At 43.4% G+C, this 15,410-nt stretch carries 11 protein-coding genes; 1 reads left to right on the forward strand and 10 read right to left on the reverse strand.

Annotated elements, in window-relative coordinates; translation table 11 throughout:
* Positions 1–64: 64 nt before the first annotated feature.
* From VEB00_02850 to VEB00_02895, 10 genes are all read right to left on the reverse strand, one after another.
* Positions 65–541 carry a GNAT family N-acetyltransferase gene (locus VEB00_02850; protein ID HYF81953.1) on the reverse strand — a complete coding sequence of 159 codons (477 nt, stop codon included), beginning with the start codon at positions 539–541 and terminating at the stop codon, positions 65–67.
* Positions 542–554: 13 nt separating this feature from the next.
* On the reverse strand, positions 555–878 hold the full coding sequence (locus VEB00_02855) for a methylated-DNA--[protein]-cysteine S-methyltransferase (GenBank protein HYF81954.1): 324 nt from the start codon (positions 876–878) through the stop codon (positions 555–557).
* Positions 879–919: 41 nt separating this feature from the next.
* Positions 920–3,700 carry a VWA domain-containing protein gene (locus VEB00_02860; protein HYF81955.1) on the reverse strand — a complete coding sequence of 927 codons (2,781 nt, stop codon included), beginning with the start codon at positions 3,698–3,700 and terminating at the stop codon, positions 920–922.
* Positions 3,690–5,495, reverse strand: coding sequence for a BatA and WFA domain-containing protein (locus tag VEB00_02865; protein ID HYF81956.1), 1,806 nt, complete (start codon positions 5,493–5,495; stop codon positions 3,690–3,692). Before VEB00_02865 ends, VEB00_02860 begins: the two co-directional genes overlap by 11 nt.
* A gap of 122 nt (positions 5,496–5,617) precedes the next feature.
* Positions 5,618–6,493, reverse strand: a complete 876-nt coding sequence (locus VEB00_02870; GenBank protein HYF81957.1) for a DUF58 domain-containing protein — start codon at positions 6,491–6,493, stop codon at positions 5,618–5,620.
* Between the two features lie 13 nt (positions 6,494–6,506).
* Complete coding sequence (locus tag VEB00_02875) at positions 6,507–7,493, reverse strand: MoxR family ATPase (protein ID HYF81958.1); 987 nt, start codon at positions 7,491–7,493, stop codon at positions 6,507–6,509.
* Between the two features lie 162 nt (positions 7,494–7,655).
* Positions 7,656–9,257: a hypothetical protein gene (locus tag VEB00_02880; protein ID HYF81959.1), complete on the reverse strand. Its 1,602-nt coding sequence runs from the start codon at positions 9,255–9,257 to the stop codon at positions 7,656–7,658.
* 175 nt (positions 9,258–9,432) lie between these two features.
* Positions 9,433–10,350 carry an ABC transporter permease subunit gene (locus tag VEB00_02885; GenBank protein HYF81960.1) on the reverse strand — a complete coding sequence of 306 codons (918 nt, stop codon included), beginning with the start codon at positions 10,348–10,350 and terminating at the stop codon, positions 9,433–9,435.
* The gene (locus VEB00_02890) at positions 10,347–11,276 is read right to left on the reverse strand and encodes an ABC transporter ATP-binding protein (protein ID HYF81961.1); all 930 of its coding nucleotides are present in this window, start codon (positions 11,274–11,276) and stop codon (positions 10,347–10,349) included. The genes VEB00_02885 and VEB00_02890 overlap by 4 nt, the downstream gene beginning before the upstream one ends.
* On the reverse strand, positions 11,276–13,687 hold the full coding sequence (locus tag VEB00_02895; GenBank protein HYF81962.1) for a hypothetical protein: 2,412 nt from the start codon (positions 13,685–13,687) through the stop codon (positions 11,276–11,278). The genes VEB00_02890 and VEB00_02895 overlap by 1 nt, the downstream gene beginning before the upstream one ends.
* Before the next feature lie 410 nt (positions 13,688–14,097).
* Here VEB00_02895 and VEB00_02900 point away from each other — a divergent pair, with 410 nt between their 5' ends.
* The gene (locus tag VEB00_02900; GenBank protein ID HYF81963.1) at positions 14,098–15,267 is read left to right on the forward strand and encodes a class I SAM-dependent rRNA methyltransferase; all 1,170 of its coding nucleotides are present in this window, start codon (positions 14,098–14,100) and stop codon (positions 15,265–15,267) included.
* Positions 15,268–15,410: the final 143 nt, after the last annotated feature.

The raw sequence follows: 15,410 nt of genomic DNA on the forward strand, positions 1-15,410 counted from the left end.
TGCATTAAATATCTCTACAGTCGTGTCTGTCCCTATATCAAAAACTCTTAATGTTCAACAAAGATTACAAGTTTAAATACATTGTTTTATTTAATTCTTTAAAACCTTTCCCTGAATAAAACTCAATAGCATTTTTATTAAAAGAATAAACCTTTAATTCAACTCTATCAATTTCCTTAAATTTTGCCCATTCTACTACCTTTTGTAAAAGCAAAGAACCAATATGGCAATTCTGATAATTTCTCCTTACTGCGATATTATCCAGCTGTATCCATTCCCTCTTTTTAATAACAGGAAAACTCGATGACTTTAATATATAGCATTCTGCAAATCCAATAATTTCTGATCCCAATTCAGCAACAAATAGAGCTTTATTGATATCATCGATAATTTCTGATATATATTCTTTAGCCCTTGCATAATCATCAGGCTTAATAAAAAGTTCAGGATGATTTAATCTATGATGTTCATCAAGCTCCGCATAAATTTTGCATAAGTCCTCGTAATCATCTATGATTGCTTCCCTTATTTTTATTTCCATATCAATACCCCCTTCATATGTCCTGCCAGATGTGCTTCTCCATATCAATAGTACCGTCTGCCCTAAAGGTGACTCCTTCAGAATCCAGCATTGCCCTCTGTATCTCGGAGTCACCGAACACATAGCCAGGGGACAGCTCTCCCGTTGCCTTCACTACCCTGTGACAGGGCAGGTTCAAGCCTTCTGGAGCGCTTCTCATCGCCCAGCCCACAACCTTGGCGCCCCTTGGATACCCAAGCATTTTGCCTATGCCGCCGTAAGTGGCAACCTTACCCTCGGGTATCCGGGAAACTATTTCATATACTCTTTTAAAAAAACCTTTTTCTTTATCCGCCATAATTCATCACCACCAATTGCGGAACGCATGCAATGCGTTCCCTACATTCTGTTCTTTTTCTTCTTCAGAAGTGAAGAAGTATCCAAGTTTTCTGCTTTTGGCTTTTCTGCCTTCTGCTCTTGTGCTATTGGTTCTGGCCTCTCTTCCACTTTTTGCTGTGACTGTGCTTTCTCTTCTGGTTTGACAGCTTCACCAATAGTGTTTAGCATTCTTTTCGCCTTAGCAGGCTTTTTACCTTGTGGCAATAGCTTTGCTCTTATTACTGAAAGCTTAGCCTCTAGTGCTGCCATAGGCAGGTTAAGCCTTCTTAATGCTATATCAAACATAAATAGTATAAGCGCAAGTATTAGGAGTGCCGGTGTCAAATCTACAGCTCCAAATATATCCTTTATTTTCCCTTTATACACGTCTTCTGGAGTATTGATGAGCGTTCCCCCAGCTTCTTTTATGAGTCTGTCCAGATATCCGCTGGGTGGCTGTATCCTGTACTCCGGTGAATACTGCACAGATATTCCGGTGCTGGCAGCGTTCACTGTCTCTCCACCCTTCTGCTGTAGGGCTTTTATAATATATGAGCCTGTTTCGGTTATTTCAAAATCCCCGCTGTACTGCCCAGGTGCCACAGGGTAAAGTGTAACTTCCCTGCTCTCCAAGGTGGGTGACACAATAGTAGCCTTAGCCTCAAACTCGCCCTTATCCACCTTGTTGTTAAGAGTTACAACACCCTTGCCGCCCTGCACTTCTGTCTCTACTGTGATATCGTCCTCCTGGTACTTTTCTATAGTCCAGTTGATAAGGTTCTGCCAGAGCTTGATGTTGTTATCCCAGCCTACATAATTCCTGCTCCATTTGCCGTTTATGTCGGAGTTCCATGCAGCGGTCTTGCCCAAACCATACTGCCATACAGTAAGTATCGGGTCATCCTGGTCGCTTGCCAGCACTACCCTCGAGGTACTCTTAGGTGTAGCTGCCACATAGCCCATAAGGGTCGGCAGTCCTTGCTCTGCTGCTCCCGCAAGCACCGGATGTGCATTGGTTATTGCCGGTATGAATTCCCTGTTGTTAAGATACGCCCTTGCGGCTATAAAGGTCTCTTTAGCAAAGATCCTTGGAATATTTGAAAATTCATCGGTATAGTAAAAACGGCCATTGGACCCCTTCGCAATATCCTCCAGGAGCTGCACGTCAGAGCCCTGACCTACTGCTACAGTGGACACGGTTATATTATCCTTCTTTATCCTTTCAACCAGCTCCATATAACCGGCCTTCTCAGCCTGGCCGTCTGTAAGCAGTATTATATGCTTTATCTTTGTATTGGTATTCTTTATAGAGTCATAGGCTTCCTGCAGAGCAGGGATTATGCTGGTGCCCCCTCCGGGCCTTATGGTGCCTATATCATCCCTTATTTTCTCTGCATCATCAGCCTTGCGGGTAGGAACCACCCAGTAGTTGGTATCATCAAAGGTAAGTACTCCTATCTGATCCTTCGGTCTAAGAGAATCCAGAGTCCTCGCCGCAGCTTCCTTGGCGATATCCAGCTTCATGATTCCGCCCCTGCCCTCGGTCATACTCCCCGATTTGTCTATTACAAGTACTATGGACATATCAGGGATTTCCTTTTTTCCCTTAAGCTCCATCTCCACCGGCAGTACCTTTTCCAGGGGTGTCTTGTAATAACCGCCTAATGCGAAGGAATTTTCGCCTCCAGTTGCGATAAAGCCTCCTCCCATGTCTTTGACATATGAATCTAAAGAGTTTAGGAAGCCGTCGCTGAGGTTTTCTGCGGATACATTGCAGGTAATTATTGATTTGTAGGCAGATAGGCCTTCAAGTGTTCCCGGCACCGATTGGGCATTGACCCTTACATAGTTCATACCCGTAGCGGCCAGCATCCTGACCATCTCGTCAGCTTCACCGGCACTGTCCTCCACAACCAATATTTTAGGTCTGTCAATTACATTTGTGAAGGTTGAGGCCTCATTATTCTTACTCTCTGTGTCAGAATCCGGCTCAAGAAGCACCTTGTAGCTCTTAAAGCCTCCCGTATCGGCCATATCTCGGAATACGAACCTGTTGCTGCCCTTCTGCAGCACAACCCGTTCTTCCACAGCCTTATCCTTTCCACTGATAAGCGTAAGCTTCGCCCCTGTCTGCACTGTGCTTTCTATAACCGCTACAATGCTGAATTCCTCACCAATCCTTAGTCTTTTAGGCACAGTGATGCTTTCAACTGCAGCTTCCTTGCCTATTTCACGTTCTATCCTGTACACCTTAAAGTCAATATTCTCACCTAATATGCTAGAGGCCAGCTTGGAGCTGTTGCCCGCATTTTCCTCACCATCAGTTATCAGCACAACCCTTTTCTTGCTGTTTTGGGGGAGCAGTGACACCGATGTCGTCAGAGCATTTTCTATATCTGTATAAATACCTCTTGGTTCAGTCTCAATTTTATTGAACACTGAATCCTTTGAAACGAAGCTTTCAATTAGAGAGTTATCCCCAAAAGCCACAACCCCTGTTTGATCCTTGAAGCCCTTCTGGTTCAATGCCTCCCGCACAAACTTCTCTGTCTCAGTCCTATATTCCTTCATGCTGTCCGAAGCGTCTACCACGAATATTGTTGTAGTTGTATCCACAATCCATTTAATATTCGCTCCCGAAAGAGCAAGTATAAGAAGGACAAACACAGCGTTCCTGAGGAATAATATGAGTCTTCTTCTTAGTTTGTACATCTTGCCAAGCTTCTGGGCTGTATAAAGTACAAAAAGTATTGCTAATGAAATAAGGAAAAGCAGCAGCGGTCTTTCAATATCAATAGCCACGTATATACACCACCCATTCTACCGCTGCAACAAGCAGCAGCAAGCCTAACAGCCAATTCTGCAGTCCTGTGCCCCCTGCTGCGGTTCCAGCCGCAGAAGCTTTTTGCGCTTCAGGTATTTGCTGATTGACTGCGGATTCGCTTTCTACAGGGAAGTTGACTGCAAAGCTTGATACTTTTTCAGTCTCATCCACCTTTTGTGTCAGTTCATATACACCGAAACGCCCTGTCTTGTCAAAGGGCAGCATTGGATACGTGAGCTCCAGCCTGTGGATATCTCCAGCCGGATCTTTCACAGCGGCCTCCTTGACCTCAGGGTTCGGATTCAAGTCTATAGAATCACCGCATACGTAAGATGCTCTTCTCTCTGAATCAATTCCCATCAGATATGCAGCCAGGTTATATATGAAAATCGGATATTCAGTTGTCAGAGCAAAGTCACTGTTGTGCAGGTCAAAACCCAATACTGCTGTCTTTCTGCCCTTATACTCTCCAGAAAGAGCTGCCGGTTTTCCACCGACGCTCATAAGCACATCTGACCAGAAGGGTGCTTCCATGTCCTTAAGCTTTGACACTATGAAATCTGCATTCTCCATATATTTGGTAATAGGATGCTTCATTATTTCAGCAACCCCTCCTTGAAGTTCTGTTCCCACCTCAACTATTCCATTGCCAGTGGGTGGGTTCAAGAGCAACACGCTGCCCGACTTGGGCAATTCGACCGGGGCTGCAGAGTCAAATATATAAAGATCATAGCCGACCTCTATATCTTCACCGGGATTTGTTTTATAAAGCTCCAGCCCTTTTATATTGGACAGGGCTTTTTCTATAAACACATTGCTGCTTGCTATCAGCAATACCTTGCTTGGTTTTGTGTATTTCACAACACTGTACACTTGATTGTCTTCCGCCAAATCGTCCTTTTCAGTGAGCTCCGCCCAAAGATAAGGAGCATTGGTGGATATATCTTCAAAATACACTGTCTTTGTCTCTCCCGCAGAGAGTTCAATATTTTTTATGTCCAGAACCTTATCGCTGCCATAAAGAGATATCTCTCTTGCAAGAGGCACCTTTGACCTGTTGGTTGCACGTACTAAAGCCGTCAGTTTTCCATTGTCATTGGAATATGAGATATAGTCCAGGCTTACGTTCTGCAGCTCTGATGCCAATGATACGACCTCAGCATTCAAATCCTCAGTATCCACAGGACTGTCAGTATAAAAAACCGCCTTATAGCCGATGTTCCCCTCATACTGTTTGACCATTGCCCTTACAAGTGAAACGGAGTCATTTATATTTCCGGAGGAATTGCTGGCTTCTATGGCTCTAAGCTTGCTTACTGCCTCTCCCTTGTCTGTGGTTTTCCCAATTTCAACTTTGGGGCTTCTTTCTACCGTCAAAAGGGTAATATTTGCCTTAGTACCTGAGTGATTTATCATTTCCTCTGCCAGCCGTTTTGCTTGCTCCAGTCTTGTACTCCCCTCATACCTTGCATTCATGCTTCCGGTATTGTCAATAACCACTACCAGATTTGAATACATCCCGCCCTTGGTATACAAATACGGATCAGAGAGTGCAAAAACTAAGAAAAGAATTGATAATAGCTGCAGGAAAAGGAGCAGGTTTTTCTTAAGCTTCTGCCAGGGGGTGTTTACCTCAATATCCTTCAACACCTGCTGCCACAGATAAATACTCGAGATCTGCCGCTCTTCGAATTTCTGCTTCAATATATACATTAGCACCACAAGAGGCATGAATGATAAAAACCACAATGCCCAAGGGAAAAACAATCTCATAAAATCACATCCCTATACGTTTCGCGAAAAGCATTTTAAATTATTAATTCAAATTTCGCGTAAACGTTTCCTTGATTTTTATTGAATTCGCGCTATACCCTGATGGAATACCTTAAGCGCGTTCAATATACAATACCTGCTCTGGTAAATTCCTCGAAAACTATCTTCTCCACCGGTTCTGCCGAGGAGACTTGTACGTAGGTCACTCCCATTCTGCTGCAGAACTCCTCAATATTATTCATAAATGCGTTCAGTTCTTTATCATACTGCTTTAATAGAGCCGGTGTAACTGAAATGTCCCTGGCCTCACCGCTCTCACTGTCTAATAGCCTTATCTGTCCCTCCATTGCCGGATTCAGTTCCTCAGGTGCTAAAATATGCACCAGTATAACGTCCTGCTTTTTGTATAGCAGGTATTTTACTGCATCCTCAATTCCCCCGGAAGTGAAAAAATCAGAAAAGACAATTGATACTCCACTTCCCTTGAATTCCTTCTTTTTAATAGCGGAATTCAAATCAGTGGTACCTGCAAACTGCAGATTTTCCAGAAAGTCCGCACATCGCTGGAACATCCCCCTGCTGTTTAAGGCTGGGGACTGTTTTACAAGTGCTCCTGAAATTGTGTTCAGACAAACCTTGTCCAGATTGTTCAATGCCAAGTATGCCAAAATACCCGAAAGCTTCAAGGCTGTCAGGGACTTCTTAGGCTCTCCGAAATACATGGAGCGGCTGCCATCAATAAATATGTTGACCATTGCTTCCCGCTCTTCCATAAAAAGCTTGACGAAAAGCTTGTCAAACCTTCCGTAGGCATTCCAGTCTATACGTCGAAAATCATCACCCATGGTGTATTCCCTAAAGTCAGAGAACTCCACAGAGCTGCCTTTGCTTCGAGACTTCCTGTTGCCTCCGGAGCCAGTATTCATCATCATTCTTACGTTTATAACAATGGTATCAAGTTTTTTCAGAAACTCAGCATCAAAAATTCTCTCTCCCAAATCATAGCACCTACTATCCCTTATTTATCGCTTCAAGAAGTTCAGAAATAAGCACGTCAGTAGTCACTCCATCAGCCACAGCGTCAAAGTTCAGGAAGAACCTGTGCCTGAGTGAAGGATATGCCACATACTTGATGTCCTCAAAAGAGACATTGTACCTGCCTTCCATTAGAGCTCTAGCCCTGGAAGCGGTTATAATTGCCTGGGCTGCTCTTGGGCTTGCCCCGAACCTAATATACTTCTTTGCACTTTCCGGTGCCCCTTCACTTTCAGGGTGTGTGCCCATTACCACCCTTAGAGCATATTCCTGTACAGGCTTGGCTATAGGTACTTCTCTGATAACCTTCCTCATCTCCAATATGGAAGGCCCGTCAATAATCTTTTGTAGCTCGACTACCTTATTGGTAGTGGTTATATCTATAATATCCTTTAACTCGTCAAAGCTGGGGAACAATACACTAAGCTTGAATAAGAACCTGTCCATCTGCGCTTCAGGCAGAGGATATGTACCCTCCATCTCGATAGGGTTCTGAGTTGCCAGCACCAGGAAAGGCTGGGGCAGGCTGTAGGTAGTCTTGCCCACAGTCACTGTCTGCTCCTGCATTGCCTCCAAAAGAGCTGACTGTGTCTTGGGGGTGGCTCTGTTTATTTCATCAGCCAGCACAAGATTAGCAAAAACCGGCCCTTTCTGGAATTCAAATCGGCTATTGCCGCTTTCATCCTTTACAATTATATTGGTACCCATAACATCTGCAGGCATCAAATCAGGAGTAAACTGAATCCTGGAAAAGGACAAATCCATTACCTTCGCCAAGGTCTTAACCAATTGGGTCTTCCCTAGTCCGGGAACACCCTCAAGCAGCACATTGCCGCCTGCCAGAACTGAAATCAGCACCTGCCTTATTATATCCTTCTGCCCAATTATAGCCTTGCCTATTTCCGCTTCAACATTATGAATGGTGTCTACTATCTCACTTATCTGCTTTTCATTTATATCCATGGGGCCCTCCTTTTTTAACTTGGGTCACGTGTCCCCGTTGCGAGTTACGAGTTACGAGTTACGAGTTGCGAGTATTTAAGCTTATGCTTCGAAGCCTTTACGGGCGAACACTGTTCGCCCCTACGCCGCGTAACGCGAAACCCGAAACGCGTAACCAGTTATCTATTCCTCTAACGATGTAAAATATTCCTTCACCATATCCTTCATACCCGGCGGTATGTCTGAAGTGTTCATGCCTTCCATTGCCTTGTCCTTATACTGCCCTACAACCTGGTTGTACGGTACTGAGCTTCCCCTCACTGTTTGGCTCTTATCTGTAATAACCTGCTCAGTGGTGCCTCCTGTCCCTTTCTTGCCGTTGAGGTTGGAGGTCTCCCCTTCTCCTCCCAGAGTTTGAGGGGTAAATATCTTCTCATATTCTCCATCTTTTTTCTCTGAGCCATCCTTCTTACCAATGCCTGAGCTGCCAGGAGGTATGGGAGTTTGATTCTCATTCCCCATATTGATTCCGCTTCCTGCCCCACTACCCTGTCCGCCTCCCTGGCCGTTTCCACCGGGGTTGTTGCCTTGATCCTGCTGACCATTACCACCAGGTTGGCTGCCCTGTCCCTGATGTCCGCTGCCATCCTGACCCTGCTGTCCTTGCTGGCCGCTGTTCTGGCTGGTGTTTGCTTTCTCCAGCTCCTTAGTAAGCTCAGATATTGCGTTTCTAATGCTTTCATTCTCCATAAGTTCTGATATGCTCTGGTCCAGCTGGCTAAGTTCACTGGAAATGTCTCCAAGCTCACCGGATGCCAGTTTTTTCGCCAGCTCAGAAAAGGACTTGCTAAGCTCAGGATTGTTCTTGATCTCCTGGGCCAGCTTGGACAGCTCCTCCGCAAGCTTCTGCTTCTCCTCTGGTGTGAGCTTTTTAAGCTCTTCCGCCATTTTCTTTATATTAGCCTTGAGAGCCTTTTCATCACCTTTTTTTATCATATCCGCAAGAGACTTTGTCATCTCATTTTTTGAAAAAGCATCAGCTATCTTATTCAAGTCTTCACTAGGGGCATATTTGTCTTTTATATATTCCAGCTTTTTTTCTGTCCTGCCCAGTGCCTTGTTAATTTCTTTCTCATCCTTGGCTGCTTTAAGCTCCTTCTTAAGCTCAGTCAGCTTCTTCTCCAGCTCTTTTTTCTGTTCCTCCGAGAGCTTGGGACTGTTCTTGACCTTTTCAATCAGCTTATCAGCCTTCTTTTGCTGCTCAGATATTTTAGCCTTTATCTTGTGAAGCTCTTCTGCCCTTCCTGCCATAGGATTCGGGATAAAGCCTGAAAGAGCAAGAACCGCAATGAGTATCAAGCATATTACTAGATACCTCTTATTTGGCTTTAGTGATATTTTCTTTTTATACTCCATATTCTTCAGATGCTCCAAAGCATCGTTCTTTTCCAGCATTGCAAAGGAGGATTGGTTTCCCACAAGCTCAAGGGCAGTAACTGTCCTCTCTTTGAGACCGAAGGAGTCAACCTTAAGTGCAGCGTAAGCGTCCTTGGGGGTTCTGAAGGCTGAATAAAAAAATGCAGCCAATACAGTCACTCCCACTATCTTCAATATGTTCAGATACACATTATAAATGGGAACAAACCTTGCTGCAATTGCCACAACAATTCCGAGGCACAGCGCAGCTGCCACCCCCAAAGTCATGTAATTAATGATTGAAGCGGCATGCAGCCTGTCTCTGATTTTTCTAATAATCCTAACAAGTTCTTTATCAATAGAACTCATATATTTCACATCCTATTTTTTTGGCTTGGGTCACGTGTCCCCGTTGCGAGTTACGAGTTACGAGTTGCGAGTTGCGAGTATTTAAGCTTGTGCTTCGAAGCCTTTGCGGGCGAACACTGTTCGCCCCTACGCCGCGTAACGCGAAACCCGAAACGCGTAACCAGATATCTATCTATTACACATTATCAGAAACCGCTTTCTTTGCTTTTCTCTTAAATCTTAAAAAACTGAATATACTCCTTCTTACGGGATTTATTTTTATAGCGGATAGTATAATCAGCACCACTGACAATACTGCATCAAATATTACATTTGCAAGCCATGGGTCAATGGTTTTGACAGCCTTCGGATTGTTGGCTGAGTTGCCTATATAGAAACCAAGAATAGAATCCAACCCCATTCCAGAATATCCGAGCTGCCCCGCAAGCAAGGAGCTAAAACCTGCCAGAGGGTTTGAATATAGTATCGGCAAGTAATTCTGGTAGTTCCACTGGTAGAATATCCTTAAATAGAATATTCCTATGAATATAGTACCAAAGGCCAGAAACGCCACCGTACCATATGTGAAAACCGTTGCTGCAGTCGTCTTCTTAAGGAAAGTGGAATAAAATATTCCAATGCAGCCTATTGTCACTGCAGTTACAATATAAAAACCAAAAAGCTGTATTATCTCCTTAATTGATATGCCTCCAAAAAGAAATACTGTGGAGAAAAGCGGAAGGGTCGCTATTATAAGCAGCAAAGTCTGACTGGTGGAGGCAAAAAGTTTGCCGGTGATTATTGATATCGGCCTGAGCTTTGTGCAAAGCACCAGATCAAGGGTCTGCTTCTCTCTCTCCCCTGCAATAGCTCCTGCTGTAAGTGCAGGTACAATGAACATTATCAGTATGAACTGTATTACAGCGAGTCCGGTATATGCACCTATGGAAACCTGTGGATCAATAGTTGAACTATAGGGGTTCATAAAGTTGGTATACATTATGAAAAGTGCTACAAGCGAAAGTATCAGAAGATACAAGGCTATTATGCCCGCTGCTCTCCAGCCCCTCATTCTTACCTTCAATTCCTTTAAAAGCACAGGATTTATGTTCATTGCTCGTCGTCCCCCTTTGTCACCTTCATAAAGACATCCTCCAAATTGCCGTCCAGCTGTGCGAAGGACACAACGGGTATGCCCCTTGTTACCAGGGCAGAGAGCACTCTGCTCATATCCTCATCTCCTCCTTCAAACCCAGCCTGTATCGTATCCCCTCTGGAAACAAGCTTGTCGATAAAAGGATACTCCTTCAATATCATCACTGCATCATCAATTTTATCTCTGACCTTCAGCTTAATAACCTTCTTGCTGTATACCTGCTGCATTATCTCTTCTACACTGCCGCTTATGACTATCCTGCCTTTGTCAATAATGCCTATGCTGGTACAGAGCTCAGCCAGCTCAGGGAGTATGTGGGAGCTTATGATAATCGTTTTTCCCATCCCTTTCAGGTTCCTCAATATTTCCTTCATCTCCACCCTTGCCCTTGGATCCATGCCGGAAGCAGGCTCATCAAGCACAAGAAGCCTTGGATTGTGTACCAGGCTGCGGGCAAGACAGAGCCTCTGCTTCATGCCTCTTGAAAGGCTGTCTACATAAGCTTCTCTCTTGTGACTCAAATCTACAAGCTCTAAAAGGTCATCAGTTATTTTCTTTTTTTCCTGACCTTTTATATTATATATTGAAGCGTAGAATTCCAAATATTCACTTACCTTAAGATCATCATATACTCCGAAGAAATCAGGCATATAGCCGATTTTCTCCTTTATACGCTTGTTATTCCTTATGACATCCACTCCATCCAAGGTAATTTCACCGGTCGTGGCTCTAAGAAGTCCGCAAATAATTTTCATGGTTGTTGTTTTTCCAGCCCCATTGGGGCCTACAAAACCAAATATCTCACCCTCAGGCACTTCCAGGTTCAAATCGCTCACTGCCTGGAATTTTCCGTATTTCTTATTCAGATTCTTAATATTGAGCATTATTTCACACTTCCCTTCACAGTAATCAGAGGAAGTTGAACACTGTCATCATCCATTTCTATTTTAAGCTTCAAGGTACCGCTGCTGTCTATATATTTTCCCAACAGATTGCCATGTATATCAAAGCTCCTGTAATCACCTTCGACCCAATCACCCTTCTCAGTATCCCAAATGTACTGCCTTACACGCTGAGGGTTGCCAACCGTGTATTGAGTCCTGATGCTCTCCATTTTTATATTGCTGTCCATTTTATAATGTATTTCGAAGGAGCCTCTTCCATAGAACATCCTCCCAAACTCGTCATAGTTTCCTGCATTCAGATTATTGACTACCGTAGGTTTCAAGAAGCCTAAGGGGTACTCCACATTATTCCCGTCCTTGAAGCTCAGATTTACCTTGGAGGTAATAAAGCTTTTTTCATAACGTTTAGTAGCCTTGCTGTTTACCAGAACCTCTTTGGATACCGGTGTGCTGCTCCAAGCCATCAGTTTTGCTTCAAAGCCTTGGTATGATTCATTCATAAAGCCGTACTCCAGTACTTGCCTCTTTTGCATGTCCTTTCTGGACTTTGCTATTTCTTCGGAAGTAGGCTTTACCTTTTGGTTTGGCTTTTGAGGAGCGGAATACGGATCCTTGTAAATGGCATTTATCAAATCATATCTTTGTCCAAAATAACTGCTGGGCTTTATATTAATTTGTTTTGTCTCTCCGTTTTTTACCGGACCTACATTTGCATACTGGTTTGGAGTTATTATATAGCATTCATCCAGGTCGAAACCCGAAGTGTTTTTTATTGTTCCTGTGTAGGCGCCCTTTGCATAGTTCAGATTGCTCTCGAGCTTGCCTGTGAGTACGTCATCCGCCTCCAGAGTCAGTGTCCTCATGCTCCATACACCATTCTTGTAGAACTCCAATATCGTCTTTGGAGCCACTATCACCTTGGAATCTATTCTCTGGGGAGCATTTTCATTAAGCATTGGCCCCCCATAATAGCCGTTATTCAGCATAAGAGGACGAATATCAAAATCTCCTCCCGCTTCGACCCTGATGTTGTCTTTATTGGGAGTGAATACTCCTGCATAAGTCTTAGGTGATATAATTCCGCTATTGTCAATGTCTACAAGGGAAATGACATTTGTAATAGGCTCAGTAAGCCTGGTCCCAACTCCGGATACATATACCACTCCAGAAAAAACTATGGAAAGTGCAGGTACAACAATCCACATAAGCTCTCTTTTGTCCAGCCGCTTCAGTATGATATAGCTTATGGGAGCAGCCAACAGTATATATGCAATATATAAAAATACAAGATGTGCAGTCTTTGGCAAAGGCAGCTCAGGTATATTCCTCAGTGCATTATCAATTGCATAGGCATTATCCTGGACCATCATGCCCTTTTGGTACCTATCCCCCAGATAATACTGTGGCAGAACCGCCACTATTGCCTTATCCGCAAAGGTACTGTTGCCAATCCAAGCAGACAGAGGCTCCAGTCCAAAATCAAAGGAGGCCACAGCCACAACGCCTTTGCCCTTCTCAATCTTCTGAAGCAGCGTGAAATCTCCTTCTTTAATAATGGGCGTACTGCCCTTCATAGTTATATCCAATGCACTGATGTTCATAGCTTCTAACGTCTTGCTTCCAGCCATCTGGTGAAGGCTGGAGGTCTGCAGTGCCCTGACTTCCCCAACCTCTCCCGTTATAAAATCATCCTTAAAGATTGCCAAGGACTTATTCTGAGAGGGCCCGGTCCCGATAACCAATACTCCTCCTTCAGATACCCATCTTTTTAAAGTTTCATATTGAAGTTTGCTGAGTTTGGAAGTATCGTAATTATTTATAACTATGACATTAAAAGTCTTTATCGCATCAATATCTTCCGGAAAATTGCTCTCGTCCAACTTTACATTCTTTGTACTGAACTGATTGGCATTCTTTACAGTCATTTTATTTATGTACTTCACACTGTCAAAATCATCACTCAATATACCCACAGCATAGGTCTCCATATTAGAGCCGGGATCTACTCTGAAGGTTTTTGTGCTTACGATTTCCTTATCCTCTGCAAGGTTTACCTTTAGCTTTGTATTGAAAACATTCATAGGTACATTCATTACGAATTTTTTAATTGAATCCTTTGGCAGACTCACATTCATTGCATAAATGGTGATGCTGCCGAATTGGCTTGGCATTTCTATCTGCAGCTCACCATTAATATCCCTGAGCTTGTTTTCTATCTCAAAATAAACCGGTGTAGTGCAGCCGATCTTATAGAATTTGTCGAAGCCTACCTTCATATCAATTTTTACTGCATCATCTGCCGCTGCTTGTATTTCAAGCTGACCAAACTGACCTATGGCCATTGCAAGTACTACGATAAGCATTACTGTAATTTTGAACCCCTTTTTCAATGCTAAACCCCCATATCAAGTCGATTTTTATTTGTTATTATCAGCCGTACAGTATTTTACCCTCTACTTATGTTAGACGAGATTTCTACTAATAAAGTTTCAACAGTATGGTAATCCTTACAGACCACACTTGAACAGTAAATTTCTGTCACATAATATATTCTAACCTACCCATACTAAATATCCAATAGATGTAATGTAACAATTGATTTACAGTTGTGGTAGAATTAGCATATATGAGATACAGACTGTCCTAGTTGTCGAAATACCATATAGAATTGAAGAAATTTCAGGTTATTTCCCGGGAAATAACCTATTGCTGTCGGTTCATGACGAATAAGGCGATTTAACCCCAAGGTATTTGGGGAATAATATCTCTAAATTGAAAAACAACGTCTAGGAGGTTCACAATGGCTAAAATAATATTGAAAAAAGGCGAGGAACAAAGGATACAGATGGGGCATCCCTGGGTATTTGACAATGAAGTGAGATCAACGGAAGGCAGCTATGAGCCTGCTGATATTGTCGATGTTGTTGACTTCAAGGACCGCTTCATTGGAAGGGGATATATAAACCCGAAATCTAAGATTCTTGTAAGACTGCTCACAAGGGAGCACGAGGAAATCAACAAGGAATTCTTCAGGAAAAAAATCCTTCAAGCATGGGAATACAGGAAAAAGCTTGTAGACACCTCAAGCTGCCGTGTTATTTTCGGCGAAGCTGATTTTCTCCCTGCTTTGATAGTAGATAAGTTCTCGGACTATCTCAGCATTCAGACTCTGTCCCTGGGGATAGAAAAGTATAAGGACATCATAATTGAGCTTCTGGAGGAAATACTGGAACCAAAGGGGATATACGAGAGAAACGATGTGCAGATAAGGGAAAAGGAAGGTCTGGAGCAGAAGAAGGGCTTCATAAAAGGTCCCTTTGATACTACTGTGGAGATAATGGAAAATGAAGTGAAAATGCTTGTAGATATAGAAAACGGACAGAAAACAGGCTACTTTCTTGACCAGAGAGAGAATAGGGCAGCGCTGAGGCCCTTTGTAAAGGATGCCCGCGTATTGGATACCTTCACTCATACAGGCGGTTTTGCACTGCATGCAGCTCACTATGGTGCAAAGGAAGTCACCGCAGTAGATATATCCGAACATGCAATAGAATACGTCAAGAGGAACGCAGCGATAAACGGCTTGCAGTATAAGATCAATGGCGTAGTCGGAAATGTGTTTGATGTACTCAAGGAGTATCAGTTGGCAAATGAAAAGTTTGATGTGGTGATACTTGACCCTCCGGCCTTCTGTAAAACCAAGTCAGCTGTGGAAGGGGCATACAGGGGCTATAAGGATATCAACCTCAGAGGCATGAAGATATTGAAGCCGGGAGGTTTTTTGGTGACCTGCTCTTGCTCCCACTACATGTATCCAGGCATATTCATGGAGATGATACAGGATGCAGCAATGGATGCACATAGAATTGTCAGACAAGTTGAGTTCAGAACTCAAGCAAAGGATCATCCGGTGCTCTACGGCTCTGATGAGTCAATGTATCTTAAATGCGTGATACTGCAGGTTATATAGGCACATAGAAGCATTAACTTTGTATATCGACTCACACAATATAAGCTTTGGACAGAATTAGAGCTTGATACTTGTAAAATCCTAACGCACATAAACCCAACGTCCTGTTGGTATGTGCTAGGTTTACATCACGTAAACCTTAC

Source organism: Clostridia bacterium (genome assembly GCA_035628995.1).
GTDB lineage: Bacteria > Bacillota > Clostridia > Lutisporales > Lutisporaceae > BRH-c25.

Excerpts from the sequence above, each read along its gene's own strand:
- VEB00_02900 (HYF81963.1), top strand. The coding sequence starts at position 14,098 with ATGGCTAAAATAATATTGAAAAAAGGCGAGGAACAAAGGATACAGATG.
- VEB00_02865 (HYF81956.1), bottom strand. The coding sequence starts at position 5,495 with ATGAGATTGTTTTTCCCTTGGGCATTGTGGTTTTTATCATTCATGCCT.
- VEB00_02885 (HYF81960.1), bottom strand. The coding sequence starts at position 10,350 with ATGAACATAAATCCTGTGCTTTTAAAGGAATTGAAGGTAAGAATGAGG.
- VEB00_02875 (HYF81958.1), bottom strand. The coding sequence starts at position 7,493 with ATGGATATAAATGAAAAGCAGATAAGTGAGATAGTAGACACCATTCAT.
- VEB00_02850 (HYF81953.1), bottom strand. The coding sequence starts at position 541 with ATGGAAATAAAAATAAGGGAAGCAATCATAGATGATTACGAGGACTTA.
- VEB00_02855 (HYF81954.1), bottom strand. The coding sequence starts at position 878 with ATGGCGGATAAAGAAAAAGGTTTTTTTAAAAGAGTATATGAAATAGTT.
- VEB00_02880 (HYF81959.1), bottom strand. The coding sequence starts at position 9,257 with ATGAGTTCTATTGATAAAGAACTTGTTAGGATTATTAGAAAAATCAGA.
- VEB00_02890 (HYF81961.1), bottom strand. The coding sequence starts at position 11,276 with ATGCTCAATATTAAGAATCTGAATAAGAAATACGGAAAATTCCAGGCA.